This is a genomic window from Streptomyces acidiscabies, assembly GCF_020010905.1.
Lineage (GTDB): Bacteria > Actinomycetota > Actinomycetes > Streptomycetales > Streptomycetaceae > Streptomyces > Streptomyces acidiscabies.
In genome coordinates, this window is sequence record NZ_JAGJBY010000002.1 from 1,561,566 (window position 1) to 1,577,290 (window position 15,725).

Sequence of the window (15,725 nt, forward strand, 5' to 3'; positions counted from 1 at the left end):
CGAAAACCTAACTCTCCGTCACCATCAGCGCCGCCATCATCCCCTCGTCCTCATGCTGGAGGAGATGGCAGTGCAGCATGTACATGTACGTATCGTCCGCGAAGTCCGTGAACTTCATGGCGATCTTGATGGACCCACCGCCGACCACCTCGAACGTGTCGAACCACCCCAGGTCCACCCCCGTCGGCTTCTCCCCGTTGATCTCGATCAACTGGAAGGGCACGTCGTGGAGATGGAAGGAGTGCTCCAACTGCGTCGCGTTGGTGACGGTCCAGATCTCCTCCGCGTCGAGGGTCGTACTGATCATCGCCATCCCGGACATGGTCGTCCCGACGGACCCGTTGATCGTCATGTTGAGCCCGCTCTGCCCGAGCGTGATCGTGCGCGCGGTGAACGACGAAGTGTCGTACCGGGTGATGGAGTTGAGGGCCGACGGCAGCTCGGCGGGCGTGTCGGAGGCGCTCGGCGTGACGGTCAGGAAGTCGTACGTCCCGCTGCCGCCTCGCACCCACCCGGTCGTGACGACGGTCTGGAGCGTCACGGCGTCGCTGAGATCCATGACGAACTCGGCGCGCGCACCGGCGACGAGCCGGATGGATTCGACCTCGGCGGCGGACGCCAAGTACCCCTGATCCGTGGCGATCTGGGTGAGCGTTCCCCCGTCGCTGCGCTGGATCGTGAGGATGTCGGCGGGGGACGCGTTGAGCACCCGGAACCGGGTCCGCGTCTTCGTCGCGGTGAACGTGAGCGTCGTGTCGTCGACGTTGACCCCGTTGCACAGCAGCGGATAGACGAGGCTGCCGCCGAGGTACCCGGTGAGGTTGTACTTGACGTCGCCGCCGCTGTCGGCGGCCAGCGACTGGAGGATGATCGGGATGTCGTCCACGCCGTAGTCGCCGGGCAGCGCGGCGGACGCCGTCGAGTCGTCCTCGACGATGATCATCCCGGCGAGCCCCCGGACGACCTGCTCGGCGGTCGTGCCGAGCGCGTGCGGGTGGTACCAGAGCGTCTTCGCCTCGTCCTTGACCTCGAAGGTCGGCGACCAGGTCTTGCCGTCGGCGAAGGAGTTCTGCGGACCGCCGTCCATCTCGGGCGGGATGTGCGCGCCGTGGAAGTGGACGGTCGTGTCGGCGCCGAGGCTGTTGGTGATGTTCAGCAGGACGGTCGAGCCGTTGGTCCACTTCATGGTCGGGCCGAGGTAACTCCCGTTGTAGCCCGCGCTGGTGCTGGAGACGCCGCTCAGCACGTCGTGCGTACCGGTCCGCGCCTCCAGCGTGAACGTGGTCGTCGTCCCCGAGGTGGTCCCCTCCAGCAGGTCCGGCACGGTCAGCGTCGCCGTGTTCGTCGCGGCGCTCGCCCTGTTCCCGTCGGTCCCGCCGAGCAGCCCGACCGCCGTACCGGCCCCCGCGACCGCCCCGAACCCGATCCCCGCCATCCCGCCGAGGAACTTCCGCCGGTGCAGGCCCTTCGCGCGCCGGCCGGCCTTCGCGTGCTCACTCTTGCCACTGTTCGTGTGCTCCGTTGAGTGCGTCATGGCGGGGAGCCTGGAGCAGCGGTCTGTGCGCGCCCTGGGGTGAAGTTAGGAGTTGTGTAGGTGTGTTGGACGCGGCCCCGCCCTCTGTCGTGCGCAGCCCCGCCCTCACGCCTCCGCCTTCGACAACGCCTCCTTCGCATCTGCGACCAGCTTCAGATACCGGTCCCAGTCCCAGTGCTCCCCGGGGTCCGTATGGTCTGTCCCCGGCACCTCCACATGCCCGATGATGTGCTCCCGGTCCACCGGAATCCCGTACCGCACGCACACCCCCGCGGCCAGCCGCGCCGAAGCCGCGTACATCGCGTCCGTGAAGTCCTTCGGCCGGTCCACGAAGCCCTCGTGCTCGATGCCCACGCTCCGCTCGTTGTACGACCGGTTTCCCGCGTGGTACGCGACGTCCAGCTCGCGGATCATCTGGGCGATCCGGCCGTCCTGCCCGACGATGTAGTGCGCGGCGGCCAGGTGCCCGGGGTCCTGGAACGCCTTTACGGCGCTGGCGAAATCGCCCTGGGTGACATGGACGACGATCATGTCGACGTCGTAGTCGTCGGGCCGGTCGGCCCACCGGAAGTTCGCGTCGGACGCCTCCACCCACCGCGCGCCCACGAAGTCGACGGCGCCCTCGACCCGGGGCCGCTGGTTCCCGGGCAGCTTCCACCACAGCCGCGACAGGTCGTCCCGCGCGATCACGGCCGTACCGCCCAGGGCCGCCGCCACACCCCCGAAGATCAGCGCCCGCCGCCCGATACGCCGCTCGCCTTCCCGCTGTCTCGACCCCATGAAACCCCTTCCCGCACTGCCCTCACATGATCCCCAACGCTTATCCGTGAGCCCTGGTTCCCGCGGCCCCGTACCCTGGAGGGGCTATGACTGAGACCGCGCGCCCCCTCCGAGTCCTCGCCGCCATGTCCGGCGGGGTCGATTCCGCTGTTGCCGCTGCCCGAGCAGCCGAAGCCGGCCACGACGTGACCGGCGTCCACCTCGCCCTCTCGGCGAACCCGCAATCGTTCCGCACGGGCGCGCGAGGCTGTTGCACGATCGAGGACTCCCGCGACGCGCGCCGCGCGGCCGACGTGATCGGTATCCCGTTCTACGTCTGGGACCTCGCGGACCGCTTCCGCGAGGACGTGGTCGAGGACTTCGTCGCCGAGTACGAGGCCGGCCGCACCCCCAACCCCTGCCTGCGCTGCAACGAGAAGATCAAGTTCGCCGCGCTGCTCGACAAGGCGCTCGCCCTCGGCTTCGACGCGGTGTGCACGGGCCACTACGCGAAGGTCCTGACCGGCGCGGACGGCACGCGCGAGCTGCACCGCGCGAGCGACATGGCGAAGGACCAGTCGTACGTGCTGGGCGTCCTCGACGAGAAGCAACTCGCGCACGCGCTGTTCCCGTTGGGCGACACGCTGACCACGAAGGACGAGATCCGCGCTGAGGCCGAACGCCGTGGCCTCGCGGTCGCCAAGAAGCCCGACTCCCACGACATCTGCTTCATCGCCGACGGCGACACGCAGGGCTTCCTCGCCAACCGTCTCGGCAAGGCCGAGGGCGACATCGTCGACGAGACCGGCACGAAGCTCGGCACCCACGAGGGCGCGTACGGCTTCACGATCGGCCAGCGCAAGGGCCTGCGCATCGGCACACCGGCCGCCGACGGCAAGCCGCGCTACGTCCTGGACATCTCGCCGGTCAACAACACGGTGACGGTCGGCCCGGCCGAGGCCCTCGACGTGACGTCCCTCACAGCCATCAAGCCGCGCTGGTGCGGGACGGTTCCCACAGGGGCGGCGGTCTACACGGCCCAGCTGCGCGCGCACGGGGGCGAGACGGAGGTCACGGCGGAACTGGTCGCCGGGGAACTCCAGGTCGAGTTCACGGAGCCGGTACGGGGTGTGGCTCCGGGCCAGGCGATCGTGCTGTACGACGGGACGCGGGTCGTGGGGTCGGCGACGATCGCGACGACGACGCGGCGCGAGACCGCCGGGGTCTGACGGGTCAGAGCCCGAACAACGCCGCCGCGTTGTCGTGACACACGCCCCGCAGCCACTCCCGGCCCAGCTCCAGTCTCTCCAGTGACTGGAGCTGGTGCAGGTACGGGTACGGGATGTTCGGGAAGTCCGTGCCGAGGAGGATGCGGTCACCGAGGTCGGCCAGCCGGGGTACGACGTCCGGCGGGAACGGCATGAAGGACTCGGCGAAGTCGGTGAACGCCATCGTCGTGTCCAGCCGCACTTCGGGATACCGCTCGGCCAGGTCCAGGAACTCCCCGTACTCCGGCATGCCCATGTGCGCGATGATCAGCCGGAGTCGGGGGTGCCGCGCGAGGACCCGCCCGATCGGCTCGGGACCCGTGTGCTTGCCCGGTGTGGGCCCCGACCCGCAATGAATGACGACCGGGACACCGGCTTCGGCGAGCAACCCCCATACGGGGTCGAGGAGTTCGTCGGCGGGGTCGTAACCCCCCACTTGCACATGCGCCTTGAACACCCGCGCGCCCGCCTCGACGGCTTCCCGGACGTACAACTCGACGTCGGGCTCGGGGAAAAGGGTCGAGGTGTGCAGACAGTCGGGCGTACGCCCGGCGAAGTCTGTGGCCCAGCCATTCAGCCAGCGGGCCATGCCGGGCTTGTGCGGGTAGAGCATCGCGGTGAAGGCGCGGACGCCGAAGTCCCGTAGAAGGGCGGTGCGTTCGGCTTCTTCGGTGCGGTAGGTGATGGGCCAGTCCATGCCGGTGAGAGGGCCGACGGAGTCGAAGTAGTCCCACACTTTGTGGAGGACGCGTTCGGGCATGAAGTGGGTGTGGACGTCGATGAGGCCGGGGAGGCCGAGGTGTTGCCAGAAGGCGCGTATCTGCTCGGCTTCTGGAGTCACAGGGACGTGTGTCACTCTCAGAGTTTCCCTTATTCGGCAGGACGTTCCGGTTCGAACTCGCCCTCACCGAGCCCGAACCGGAACCGTCCGCCGCGTGGGACTCCGTCAGGACACGTCGGGTTCGTAGAAGCAGAGGTGTCCCTTGATCTGTGCGACGGCGTCGTAGGGATCGGGATAGGCCCATGCGAGGTCAGGCGCGTCGGGGAGGGACCAGTAGGAGGCCGTGCCCTTGAAGGAGCAGACGGTGTGGGTGTCGGAGGGGGTCAGCAGATCGATGCGTACGTCCTCGGCGGGGATGTAGTAACGGGGCGGACACCCCGTCTCCTCCAGGAGCAACGCCCGCTCGGTCTCGGCCAGTAGCAGCTCACCGTGCATCACGCGCACGTGCGCGGAGGACGGTTCGATGGTGATGCGATGTCCTTCAGCCATGCACGACAAAACACCGGCGAGCCTCAGCCTGTTCCCCCGTACGGTGTACACCATGCGCATCTGTGTCTTCCTCTCCGCAGCAGACCTCGACGACCGCTACACGCTCCCGGCAAGGGAGTTCGCGACGCTCCTGGGCAAGGGCGGCCACACCCTGGTGTGGGGCGGCTCCGACGCGGGCCTGATGAAGGTGGTCGCGGATGGCGTCGAGGAGTCCGGCGGACGCCTCTGCGGAGTCTCGGTGCAGTTCCTCGCGGTGAGGGTCCGCCCCAGGGTGGACGAGATGGTCGTGGCGAAGGACCTGGCCGAACGCAAGAAACTCCTGATCGAGAAGGCCGACGCTGTGGTCATCATGGTCGGCGGCACAGGCACCTTGGACGAGGCGACCGAGATCCTGGAGATGAAGAAGCACGGCCACACGACAAAGCCGGTGGTCCTCCTCAACACAGCAGGCTTCTACGACGGCTTGGAACAACAATTCCGCCGCATGGAATCCGAGGGCTTCCTCCCGGTCCCCCTGTCCAGCCTGATGCACTTCGCGAAGGAACCGGCGGAGGCGCTGGCGCACTTGCTGGAGAACGAAACCACGTCTTGAGGGGCGCCGTACGAGGGGTGGGTCAGCGGGGTCACGTCGAAACGTCCCGGCGGTACCGGGCCAGCCATTCCGAGTTCACGTCGTTTCCCTGCCGGCGCGTGAGCGGCTGCACCGGACGGTCGTCCCGCGCGACCCCCACGCTGTCCAGGACCCGGTCCACCACACCTTCCGGGTCTGCCAGCGTGTCCTCGTACGTCACCGTGATCGGCGTGATCCCGCTGTCGGAGAACCGGCGCGCCCACTCCTCGTTCTGCTCCCGGATCATGCGCTCCCAGTGCGCGATCCGGTCGTGACGATAGGGAATGTCGGCGCCCACGCCACGAACGTCGTCGGCGTACCAGACGTCGGTCTCCATCGCCCGGTACAGAGACACCGCTTGTGCCGCCGTGTCCAGCCGCCGGTTCCACACATAGACCGGGCGGTCGAAGGCGCGCTCGATCACCTCGCGCCAGCTCGCCCCGTTCGCGGACTGGTACCGCCGCAGCCCGGCGACGACCTCGTCCAGGTACGACCCCATGACGATCAGGCCCCACACGCCGTTGGCCGAAGTCCCGATCCGCGTCAGCTTTCGCAGCTGGTCCGGCTGCGTCCGGTGCGCGGGGCCGATCGGGATGTCCTCACCGTCCAGTTCGACAACGCGGTTGTACAGGTATTCCCCCGGTACCCCCGACAGACCCGTGCTCTCCAGCAGACCGGCCAGCAGGTGAGTCCCTGCCCTCGGTGTGCTGCAAATGAGCAGACCTCCGCCCGCCGCCGGCGCCATGTCGCGCGCTCGCGCCACAGGTCGCACCCCCTTTTCGACCGTCTTGACCCTCGCTCGACCGGCCCCTAGCGTATTGGCTCCTAGGTCGTAACACGGGGGGCATGGGGTACGGGGGATGCGCATAGCGATCGCGTTCGACGGGCAGTACGCATCGGCGGCACGCAACATGCTGTCGTCGCTGGCCCGCTTCCTGCCGCCGCAGAGCGGCGTGCGCATCTCGGCACTGATGACGGACGATTCACCGAGCGCCGACGTCGTCGAGCACGCGAAGTCCCTCGGGCTCGATCTGGAGATCGTCCGGCTGCGCCGCGACCTGTCCGACCTGCCGCTGGTGCGCTACCTGAGCGGCGCGACGTACGCGCGCCTGTTCCTGCCGGAGCTGGTGCCGGACGACGTGGTGCTGTACATGGACGTGGACGTCGTGCTGATGCGAGACGTGACAGAGCTGTTCGCGACGGACCTCGGTGACAGCCCCCTCGCGGCCGTGCGGGACATGTGGCGTCCCAACCTCCACGAGGCGCTGGCAGACGGAGACAGCGGACGGTTCGCGCCCTACTTCAATGCCGGGCTGATGCTGTGCAACCTCCGCCAGTGGCGTCGGGAGAACTTGACCGAGCGGGTCCTCCAGTGGCTCGCGAGCCAGGATCAGGTGCCGGTCTGCCTGGAGCAGGACGCGCTCAACGCGCTCACGCACGGTCGATGGATCGAGCTGGATCCGCGCTGGAACGTGTTCCCGATGACCGACTTCCGCGACATCCCGCCCGAGGCTTGGCCGCCGCGACTGGATACGGAGTACGACGCGTACCGCGAGCAGGAGCGACGTGCCTTCGTGCTCCATTTCATCGGCTCCCGCAAGCCATGGCGTCACCCGTACCCGGACACGGAGAACCTCAGGCGATACCGCCACTTCACCGCGCCGACCGTCGAGGACACGACGCCGAACCCTGTACCCCCGCCCGCTCGGCCGACCTCCCCGCCCGTCGAGGACGCGCCGCCGAATCCCGTCACCCCGCCCCCTCGGCCACCCTCCCGACCCGCCCCGGAGACGCCGCCCCCGGCGCATACCAGGAGAAGGGAGCCGGAACCATTGCCGCCGGAGCCGGAGGTGTTCGGCTACCCCCACCGTCGCAAGAAGACCCACTTCGCCTGACCAAGAAGTACGCCTACGGCGAGGCCCTCCACGCCGTTCTGGTCGGGCGCTTGCTGGCGGGCTCAAGCGCGTCAACGCCCTCGACAAACATCCGCATGCGCTGCCCGACCGTCACCTCGTCCACGTGTACGCCGGGCCGCATCCACGTTCTTCAGGGGCGCGGGACTGTATCGATATGCGGCTACCGACGCGCGGGCGCGGTCAGCCGCATCGCGACCCGCACCCGCGACATGACCTCTCCACCTGCAACCTTCCCGCACTCGCTCCCCGGCGGATCCACGTTCTTCAGGGGCGCGGGGAACTGCGCGACCAGCCACGACGCGCCTGCACCCGCACCACAAGCAAGTGCAAGCATGACCCCATGCCAACACACCTCCTCACCGGCGCCGGTTCCGGTATCGGTGCCGCTGTTGCTCGCCGTCTTCATGCGCGCGGCGACGACCTCGTACTCCATGCCCGGGACGCCGCCCGGGCCAAGGACCTCGCCGCACAGTTCCCCGGCGCTCAAACCCTCGTGGGCGACCTCGCCGACCCCGACAAACTCAGCTGGGCCTTCTCCCACCAGACCCTCCCCGACCGCGTGGACACGCTCCTGCACATCGCGGGTGTCGTCGACCTCGGCCCCGTGGGCGACCTCACGCCCAAGACCTGGCGTCACCAGCTCAACGTCAACCTGATCGCCCCGGCGGAGCTGACCCGCCACTTCCTCCCTCAGCTCCGCATGACGAAAGGACACGTCCTCTTCGTCAACTCCGGCGCAGGGCTGAACGCCCACGCGGAGTGGTCCGCGTACGCCGCCTCGAAGCACGGCCTCAAGGCCCTCGCCGACTCCCTCCGCCACGAGGAGCACGGCAACGGCGTACGGGTCACCTCGGTCTACCCGGGCCGCACCGCGAGCCCGATGCAGGCGAAGGTGCACCAGCAGGAGGGCAAGGAGTACGACCCGCGGAAATGGATCGACCCGGAGTCCGTGGCGACGGCGATCCTGACCGCTATCGACCTCCCCAGGGACGCGGAGATCAACGACCTGACGGTCCGCCCAGGCCGCTGATCCTGTCAGAGGCGTTCAAAAACGATCACCCGCCGCCCCCGGACCTCCTCATCGGCGACCACCCGGAAATACCGCTCCAGCACAGCCACCTTCGCCCGGTCCCGCGCCCCACGCGCGGGCCGCGCGACCCCCTCGGCATCGGTCACGAGCAGCACCCGCCGCTCGACCGACAGCGCGTCCCGTATCCGCGAGGCCTCCGCCTCGACCCCCTTGAGCGTCCCGGACTCCTCAGGCCCCCGCACCAGCGCGATGTCCCGCAACCCCGCGAAGGCGTCGGGCGACACGGACTGCGTATCCCGCCGATCCGACGGCACGAACACCACGGCATCCCCGGGCCCCTTCAACCGCTGTACGTCGGAGGCGACGGCAAGGACGTCGTCGATACGACTCGACGGCGCCCGCTTCGCGAGGGAGTACGGCAGCAGAGCCACCACCGCCACCGCGACCACCCCCGCGAGAACAACCCCCCGCGCTTTCGAAAATGTCCGTATCGCCGCCCCTAGGGACGATCCGATCAACAACGCAAGCCCGAGCATGCTGAAAAGAACGTACCGATCCATGTACAGCGGCCGAATCAACGACAACCCGATCAACCCGGCCTGAGGAACGACCAGCAACGGCAACCCCACACCCGTCACGGACAACCGCCCCGCGCGCGGGCGATCCACCAACGCCCCCGCGCACCCGATCCCCACCAGAACGGCGGGCCCGATCAACATCCCCCACGTCAACGGCGGTATCCACGCCACCTGCTGGGCCTGGGACCGGCTGAACAGCACCAGCGGCAGAACGCCCACCACGGCGAGAGCCCCGGCGACACCCCACCGCACCCACACCCGCCGCCCGACACCGCACCACAGCAACGTCACCAGATGCGCGGCGAGGATCATCAGGGACAGCCAGTTCAGCAGCCCGATGACCAGCACGACACCCCCGTACAGCACCCAACGCCCGCGCCCCCGCACCCCGTTGACGAGCAGCAGCGTCGCCACCGCAGCCCCCGCCGCGACGAGCGCGTACGACCGCCCCTCCTGGAGCTGGAACTGCACGGCGGGCAGCAGCCCGAACGCGAGCCCGGCGGCCAGCCCCACCCACCGGTCGGCGAGCCGGCACCCGACGACGGCGATGCACCCGGCCGCGACGGAGATCCCCGCGACGGACGGCAGCCGCAGCGTGAAGACACTCGCGCCGAACCACTCGAACAGGACGTGCATCAGCAGGTAGTAGAGCCCGTGGACGACGTCGATGTTGCCGAGCATCCGCCAGATCTCGCCGGTGGACCGCGAGGCGGCCTGCCAGGTGGCCGCCTCGTCGCGCCAGAGACTGTCCTGCCGGGTGATCCCCCACAGACCGAACGCCCAGGTCCACAGGACCGGTACGACCCACACCACGGGCAGACGGCGATACGGCATGAAAAGGATCCCCCCGGAACGGCTGTCGACGGCCGGACAGGAAGAGCGAAGATCATCGGACGAGGTTCCCCCGCGCGCGTACGTAGGCTTCGCACGTGAACCCAGACATTCGTTTCGCCCCCGCCACCGGCGTCGGCTCCCTGCCCGGCGGCGACGCCAGGGAGGCCGCCAAGACGGTCACCGGCTCGTTCGAGGACTTCCCCCACCTCGCGGAACTCCCCGCGCGCGGGCCGGGCGCCGACATGATCGGCCGTACGGCGGGGATGCTCGTCGAGATGTACGCGCGCGTGGAGCCCAGCGGCTGGCGCCTCGGCGACCGGCCGGGCCGCGACACGAAGCGGGCCCGCTCGTGGCTGGGCGAGGACCTGGACGCGATGGAGGAGTTCACGCAGGAGTACGACGGCCTCCTCAAGGTCCAGGCGGTTGGCCCGTGGACGCTCGCGGCGTCCCTGGAGCTCCACAACGGCGAGTCCGCGCTGTCCGACCCCGGCGCCTGCCGCGACCTCGCCGGCTCCCTCGCGGAGGGCCTGCGCGAGCATCTCGCGGAGGTCCGGCGCAGGGTCCCCGGCGCCCAACTCGTGCTCCAGCTCGACGAACCGTCCCTCACCTCCGTACTGCGCGGACACGTCAAGACCGCCAGCGGCTACCGCACCCACCGCGCCGTGGACCGCCAGATCGTGGAGGCGACCCTCCGGGACGTCCTCGGCGTGAACGCTCACGGGATCGTTCACAGTTGCGCCCCGGACGTCCCCTTCGCCCTGCTGCGCCGGGCCGGAGCCGCCGCCGTCTCCTTCGACTTCTCGCTCCTCACCGAGCGTGACGACGACGTGATCGGCGAGGCCGTCGAAGCCGGGACGAAGCTCTTCGCCGGTGTCGTGCCCGGCACGGACACGGCATTGTCAGACCCTGCCGGTAGCGTCATGGGTGTCAGGACGCTGTGGCGCAGGCTGGGGCTGTCACCGGCGCTTCTCGCCGAGGCCGTGACGGTGACCCCGGCGTGCGGGCTGGCGGGCGCTTCCCCCGCGTACGCCCGCACCGCGCTCGCCCACTGCGTCCGGGCGGCGAGATCCCTCGCGGACAACCCTGAGTAACGGAGGACAAAGGTGGCCGGCGACAAGCAGACGGAGGCCCGCGAGCGGCACGCGCAGCTCGCGGAGCAGATCGAGGAACACCGCTTCCGGTACTACGTGAAGGACGCCCCCGTCGTCAGCGACGCGGAGTTCGACAAGCTCCTGCGCGCGCTGGAGGCCCTGGAGGAGGAGTTCCCCGAACTGCGGACGCCGGACTCGCCGACCCAGAAGGTCGCGGGCGCGTACGAGACTGAGTTCACGTCCGTCGAGCACCGCCAGCGGATGCTGTCCCTCGACAACGCCTTCGACGACCTCGAACTCGCCGCCTGGGCCGAGCGCGTCCACAAGGACGTCGGCACCTCCGTCCACCACTTCCTGTGCGAGCTGAAGGTCGACGGCCTCGCCGTCAACCTGACGTACGAGCACGGCCGCCTCACGCGCGCGGCGACGCGCGGCGACGGCCGCACGGGCGAGGACATCACGCCCAACGTCCGCACGATCGCCGAGATCCCCGACCGCCTCACCGGCGACAAGGTCCCCGACCTCGTCGAGATCCGGGGCGAGGTCTACTTCCCGATGGAGAAGTTCGCCGAGCTGAACGCCCACTTGATCGCGATCGGCGACAAGCCCTTCGCCAACCCCCGCAACGCGGCGGCCGGTTCACTCCGCCAGAAGGACCCCCGCAAGACCGCGAGCCGCCCCCTGCACATGGTCGTCCACGGCATCGGCGCCCTGGAGGGCTACGACGGCCTCACGCGCCTGTCCGAGGCGTACGACCTCCTCAAGGACTGGGGCCTGCCCACCTCCGCGCACAACAAGGTCGTCAACGACCTCGACGGAGTACGGCAGTTCATCAAGTACTACGGCGACAACCGGCACTCCGTCGAGCACGAGATCGACGGCGTCGTCGTCAAGCTCGACGAGATCCCCCTCCAGGGCCGCCTCGGCTCCACCTCGCGCGCGCCGCGCTGGGCCATCGCGTACAAGTACGCGCCGGAGGAGGTCAACACCAAGCTCATCAACATCCGTGTGGGCGTGGGCCGTACGGGTCGCGTCACGCCGTACGCGCAGGTCGAACCGGTGACGGTCGCCGGGTCCGAGGTCGAGTTCGCCACCCTGCACAACCAGGACGTCGTCAAGGCGAAGGGCGTCCTCATCGGGGACACGGTCGTGCTGCGCAAGGCCGGGGACGTCATTCCGGAGATCCTCGGACCGGTGGTGGACCTGCGCGACGGCACCGAGCGCGCGTTCGTGATGCCCGCCGAGTGCCCCGAGTGCGGGACACCGCTGCGGCCCATGAAGGAGGCGGACGTCGACCTGCGCTGCCCCAACGCCCGCAGTTGCCCCGCCCAGTTGCGCGAGCGCCTCTTCTACCTCGCGGGCCGCAAGTCCCTCGACATCGAGCACTTCGGGTACGTCGCGGCAGCCGCCCTCACCAAGCCGCTGGAACCCGACACGCCGCCGCTGCTCGACGAGGGCGACCTCTTCGACCTCACCATCGAACAGCTCCTGCCCATCAAGGCGTACGTCCTCGACCAGGACAGCGGGCTGCCCAAGCGCGACCCGAAGACCGGCGAGGAGAAGATCGCCACCGTCTTCGCCAACCAGGAGGGCGAGGCGAAGAAGAACGCCGTCGCCATGCTGGAGCACATCGCCGCTGCCAAGGAACGCCCCCTCGCCCGCGTCCTGACCGGCCTGTCCATCCGGCGTGTCGGCCCGGTCGTCGCCGAGGTGCTCGCCCGCGAGTTCCGCTCCATCGAGCGCATCGAGCAGGCCACCGAGGAGGAGATCGCCGCGACCGAGGGCGTGGGCGAGATCACCGCCGCCTTCCTCAAGGAGTGGTTCGCCGAGGACTGGCACCAGGAGATCCTGCGCAAGTGGCGCGCGGCGGGCGTCCGCATGGAGGACGAACACTCCGGCGAGGACGAGGGCCCGCGTCCGCTGGAGGGCATGACCGTCGTCGTCACCGGCACCCTGGAGCACCACACGCGGGACGGCGCGAAGGAGGCGCTCCAGACGAGAGGCGCCAAGGTCACCGGGTCGGTTTCGAAGAAGACGTCTTTCGTCGTCGTGGGTGACAACCCCGGGTCCAAGTACGACAAGGCCATGCAGCTCAAGGTGCCTGTTCTGAACGAGGAAGGCTTCGCCGTCCTCCTGGAGCAGGGCCCCGAGGCGGCTGCGGACGCGGCGCTTCCGGTCGAGGAGTAGCCGTGAAAGGCCACCCGTTCAGTGCATTTGTGAGCGATACGGGTGGCCGGTGCGCATTCGGGCAACCGTCACCGACCGCTGCCCGTACACGCCCTGAGCGGCCTACTGTTGAGTTGTGCGCCTGCCGTGCCCAGTTGCGGTTCGGGGCATTCCCGGCTTGTCAGAACCGGGGACAGGGTTTTCCCACGCGGCGCCGCCCGGACCGAGTCCAGACGTGCGCCGCACGGCGTGGGCACCGCCGGCTGTGAGAGGGAACGGGAATGGAACCGACCGAGAGCGCCGCCCCGGACTCCCGGCCGCGCAGGCCGGGCGGGATCGACTGGCGTGGTCTGTGGGCCGGTCGTACGGCCGATGAGGCCGTGCTGGCGCTGCCGGTCGCCGAGGGCGTGCGGTCGCTGCCGGGTGGCTTCCCGGTGGACGGTGACGCGGAGCGGCAGAGTCCGCCCGCGCTGCCCGCCGTCGTCGTCGCGGCTGCCGCGCTCGCGCTCGGGGCCGGGTTCTACCAGGCCTTCACCGGCGGGCACGCCCTGTTCCCCTCCGGCACCCTCGGGTGGTCCCTCGCGCTCCTCACCGGGGTCATCGTCGGCCACCTCGTCATGCTCGGACGCGTCCGCTGGTGGGGCGGTACGGGGTCCGGGGCCGCGCTCACCCTCGCCGTGCTGCTGCTGTACGGCTGGGTCCCCGCCGGGCTCGTCAGCCTCACCGTCGTCGTCCTCGTCGGCGTCGCGCGTCGGCACCGGTGGCGGCAGGGGATTCTGCACGGCGCCGTCGACATCCTCGGCATCGGGGCGGGCGTGCTGGTGCTCGCGGTGTGCGGGCGGGTGCCGTCCGTCGAAGCGCCGTGGGACCCCGAGACGTGGACCGTCTACACGGCCCCTCAGGTCGTCCTCGTCGCCGTCGCGTACCTCGCCGTCACCCGGGTACTGGTCTGGTTCCTGCAAGGGCCCTCCCACGGCGGGCTGCCCACGGTGGCCCGTACCGCCCTCGTGCGGCAGTCCATCGTCGCCGTCGCGCTTCTCGGGATCGCGCCGTTGGTGTGTGTCGTCGCGGACGCGGAACCCGTCCTGCTGCCGCTGTTCTCCATCCCGCTCATCGCGCTCGACTCCACGCTGTGGATCGCCCGGATGCGCGCCGAGGAGCAACTCCGTGATCCGCTCACCGGGTTGCCCAACCGGCAGTGGCTGTTGGAGCGGATCTGGACCGCGCTGGACGATGCCGAACGGATCGGCGCCCGGGCCGCGTTGATGCTGATCGATCTCGACCGGTTCCGGTCCGTGAACGACACGCTCGGGCATCTCGCCGGTGACCGGCTGCTGTTGCAGATCGCGGACCGGCTCAAGGCGGCGCTGCCTCGCGGGGCCGAGGTGGCTCGGCTCGGTGGGGACGAGTTCGCGGTGCTGCTGCCGGTCGCCGACTCCACGACGTCCGCGACGCGGGTGGCGCGATCCCTTGTCACGACGCTGAGTTCGCCGCTCGACCTCGACGGGCTGACCCTGGTGCTGGAGGCCAGTGCCGGGGTCGCCGTGTTCCCCGATCACGCCGTCGATGCCGAGGGGTTGTTGCGGCGGGCCGACGTCGCGATGTACCAGGCTAAGCGGGACCGTACGGGAGTTGAGGTGTACGAGTCCAAGCGGGACTCCAACACGCCTGATCGGCTGGGGCTGTTGGGGGATCTTCGGCGGGCTCTCGATGCGCACGAGGTGCAGTTGCACTATCAGCCCAAGGTGCGGTTCGACGGGCAGGTGGCCGGGCTTGAGGCGCTGGTGCGGTGGGTCCACCCCGAGCGGGGGAAGGTGCCGCCGGACGAGTTCATCGCGATCGCCGAGTCGTCGGGGCTGATGCCTCATCTCACGGAGTACGTGCTGGAGACGGCACTTGAGCAGGTCGCCCGGTGGCGTGCGCAGGGCTTGCGCGTGCCGGTCGCCGTGAACGTCTCGCCGCGTGACGTCCATACGCCCGGCTTCGCCGGGTCCGTCGCGGCTCGCCTCGCGCGGCACGGTGTCCCTGCGGGAGCGCTCCAACTCGAAATCACCGAGCACGTGTTGCTGGAGGACCCCCAGCGCGCGGCCGACACGCTCAACGGGCTCACCGGCCACGGTGTGAAGATGTCCCTGGACGATTTCGGCACTGGGTACTCCTCGCTGGTGCACCTACGCCGCCTCCCTGTCAGCGAGCTGAAGATCGACCGCTCCTTCGTGGCCCGGCTGGCCGTCGACACACAGGACGCGGAAATCGTGCGCTGCACCGTCGACCTCGCGCACTCCCTGGGCCTCCTGGTGGTCGCCGAGGGCGTAGAGGACGACGAGACCTGGGAACGGCTCCGGGACCTGGGCTGCGACGCGGTCCAGGGTTGGCTGGTGGCTGCGGCGATGCCGCCGGAGGAAACAACGGCGTGGCTACGAGCGCGAGGCGCACGCGGCTGGCAACGCCCCCGAGCGGCGCTCCCTGCGGCGGAGTAACCCACCGGCCCACCCGTTTCCAGCACCTCAAGAGGCGGGCGTCTCCTGTGGGGGCGGGCTCGCCGTCGGCGGCTGCGGGTCCACTGTTTTCGTACGTCCTGCCTCGCCATGCCGTCTGACGGTTCCCGGTTCGTCGTGGCTGGTCGCGCCCACGCGGCGGTAGCCGCATATCGGATACAGCCCCGCGCC

Annotated in this window: 13 protein-coding genes; 7 read left to right on the forward strand and 6 right to left on the reverse strand. The window is 69.5% G+C overall.

Annotation, left to right across the window (positions count from 1 at the left end; translation table 11 throughout):
• Positions 1 to 7 precede the first annotated feature (7 nt).
• Positions 8 to 1,534 (reverse strand): multicopper oxidase family protein, encoded by a 1,527-nt coding sequence (locus J8M50_RS33975; RefSeq protein WP_010356866.1) that lies wholly within the window; start codon positions 1,532 to 1,534, stop codon positions 8 to 10.
• 105 nt (positions 1,535 to 1,639) lie between these two features.
• Positions 1,640 to 2,314: an N-acetylmuramoyl-L-alanine amidase gene (locus J8M50_RS33980; protein ID WP_010356867.1), complete on the reverse strand. Its 675-nt coding sequence runs from the start codon at positions 2,312 to 2,314 to the stop codon at positions 1,640 to 1,642.
• 86 nt (positions 2,315 to 2,400) lie between these two features.
• Between J8M50_RS33980 and mnmA the strand changes: the two genes are divergently transcribed.
• Positions 2,401 to 3,522 (forward strand): tRNA 2-thiouridine(34) synthase MnmA, encoded by a 1,122-nt coding sequence (gene mnmA / locus J8M50_RS33985; RefSeq protein WP_010356868.1) that lies wholly within the window; start codon positions 2,401 to 2,403, stop codon positions 3,520 to 3,522.
• A gap of 4 nt (positions 3,523 to 3,526) precedes the next feature.
• Here mnmA and J8M50_RS33990 read toward each other — a convergent pair whose 3' ends face one another.
• Positions 3,527 to 4,417 (reverse strand): amidohydrolase family protein, encoded by an 891-nt coding sequence (locus tag J8M50_RS33990; RefSeq protein WP_010356869.1) that lies wholly within the window; start codon positions 4,415 to 4,417, stop codon positions 3,527 to 3,529.
• 90 nt (positions 4,418 to 4,507) lie between these two features.
• Positions 4,508 to 4,831: a DUF427 domain-containing protein gene (locus J8M50_RS33995; protein ID WP_010356870.1), complete on the reverse strand. Its 324-nt coding sequence runs from the start codon at positions 4,829 to 4,831 to the stop codon at positions 4,508 to 4,510.
• 52 nt (positions 4,832 to 4,883) lie between these two features.
• Here J8M50_RS33995 and J8M50_RS34000 point away from each other — a divergent pair, with 52 nt between their 5' ends.
• Positions 4,884 to 5,423: an LOG family protein gene (locus J8M50_RS34000; RefSeq protein ID WP_029184264.1), complete on the forward strand. Its 540-nt coding sequence runs from the start codon at positions 4,884 to 4,886 to the stop codon at positions 5,421 to 5,423.
• A 31-nt stretch (positions 5,424 to 5,454) separates the two neighbouring features.
• On the opposite strand, the gene J8M50_RS34005 is transcribed toward J8M50_RS34000, so the two are convergent.
• Complete coding sequence (locus tag J8M50_RS34005) at positions 5,455 to 6,204, reverse strand: Stf0 family sulfotransferase (RefSeq protein ID WP_158002819.1); 750 nt, start codon at positions 6,202 to 6,204, stop codon at positions 5,455 to 5,457.
• Between the two features lie 97 nt (positions 6,205 to 6,301).
• On the opposite strand from J8M50_RS34005, the gene J8M50_RS34010 reads away from it, so the two are divergent.
• Both J8M50_RS34010 and J8M50_RS34015 read left to right on the forward strand, forming a co-directional pair.
• A complete protein-coding gene (locus J8M50_RS34010; RefSeq protein WP_010356874.1) occupies positions 6,302 to 7,336 on the forward strand; it encodes a glycosyltransferase family 8 protein in 1,035 nt (344 codons plus the stop codon).
• A gap of 361 nt (positions 7,337 to 7,697) precedes the next feature.
• Complete coding sequence (locus J8M50_RS34015) at positions 7,698 to 8,387, forward strand: SDR family oxidoreductase (RefSeq protein WP_010356875.1); 690 nt, start codon at positions 7,698 to 7,700, stop codon at positions 8,385 to 8,387.
• A gap of 5 nt (positions 8,388 to 8,392) precedes the next feature.
• Here J8M50_RS34015 and J8M50_RS34020 read toward each other — a convergent pair whose 3' ends face one another.
• Positions 8,393 to 9,799 (reverse strand): glycosyltransferase family 39 protein, encoded by a 1,407-nt coding sequence (locus tag J8M50_RS34020; protein ID WP_010356876.1) that lies wholly within the window; start codon positions 9,797 to 9,799, stop codon positions 8,393 to 8,395.
• 95 nt (positions 9,800 to 9,894) lie between these two features.
• Here J8M50_RS34020 and J8M50_RS34025 point away from each other — a divergent pair, with 95 nt between their 5' ends.
• From J8M50_RS34025 to J8M50_RS34035, 3 genes are all read left to right on the forward strand, one after another.
• Positions 9,895 to 10,890 carry a methionine synthase gene (locus J8M50_RS34025; RefSeq protein ID WP_010356877.1) on the forward strand — a complete coding sequence of 332 codons (996 nt, stop codon included), beginning with the start codon at positions 9,895 to 9,897 and terminating at the stop codon, positions 10,888 to 10,890.
• A gap of 12 nt (positions 10,891 to 10,902) precedes the next feature.
• Entirely contained in the window at positions 10,903 to 13,077 is a 2,175-nt protein-coding gene (gene ligA / locus J8M50_RS34030) for an NAD-dependent DNA ligase LigA (protein ID WP_010356878.1), read from the forward strand.
• Positions 13,078 to 13,337: 260 nt separating this feature from the next.
• Positions 13,338 to 15,536 carry a putative bifunctional diguanylate cyclase/phosphodiesterase gene (locus J8M50_RS34035; protein WP_010356879.1) on the forward strand — a complete coding sequence of 733 codons (2,199 nt, stop codon included), beginning with the start codon at positions 13,338 to 13,340 and terminating at the stop codon, positions 15,534 to 15,536.
• Positions 15,537 to 15,725: the final 189 nt, after the last annotated feature.

Excerpts from the sequence above, each read along its gene's own strand:
- J8M50_RS33975 (WP_010356866.1), bottom strand. The coding sequence starts at position 1,534 with ATGACGCACTCAACGGAGCACACGAACAGTGGCAAGAGTGAGCACGCG.
- J8M50_RS33980 (WP_010356867.1), bottom strand. The coding sequence starts at position 2,314 with ATGGGGTCGAGACAGCGGGAAGGCGAGCGGCGTATCGGGCGGCGGGCG.
- mnmA (WP_010356868.1), top strand. The coding sequence starts at position 2,401 with ATGACTGAGACCGCGCGCCCCCTCCGAGTCCTCGCCGCCATGTCCGGC.
- J8M50_RS33995 (WP_010356870.1), bottom strand. The coding sequence starts at position 4,831 with ATGGCTGAAGGACATCGCATCACCATCGAACCGTCCTCCGCGCACGTG.
- J8M50_RS34000 (WP_029184264.1), top strand. The coding sequence starts at position 4,884 with ATGCGCATCTGTGTCTTCCTCTCCGCAGCAGACCTCGACGACCGCTAC.
- J8M50_RS34010 (WP_010356874.1), top strand. The coding sequence starts at position 6,302 with ATGCGCATAGCGATCGCGTTCGACGGGCAGTACGCATCGGCGGCACGC.
- J8M50_RS34015 (WP_010356875.1), top strand. The coding sequence starts at position 7,698 with ATGCCAACACACCTCCTCACCGGCGCCGGTTCCGGTATCGGTGCCGCT.
- J8M50_RS34020 (WP_010356876.1), bottom strand. The coding sequence starts at position 9,799 with ATGCCGTATCGCCGTCTGCCCGTGGTGTGGGTCGTACCGGTCCTGTGG.
- J8M50_RS34035 (WP_010356879.1), top strand. The coding sequence starts at position 13,338 with ATGGAACCGACCGAGAGCGCCGCCCCGGACTCCCGGCCGCGCAGGCCG.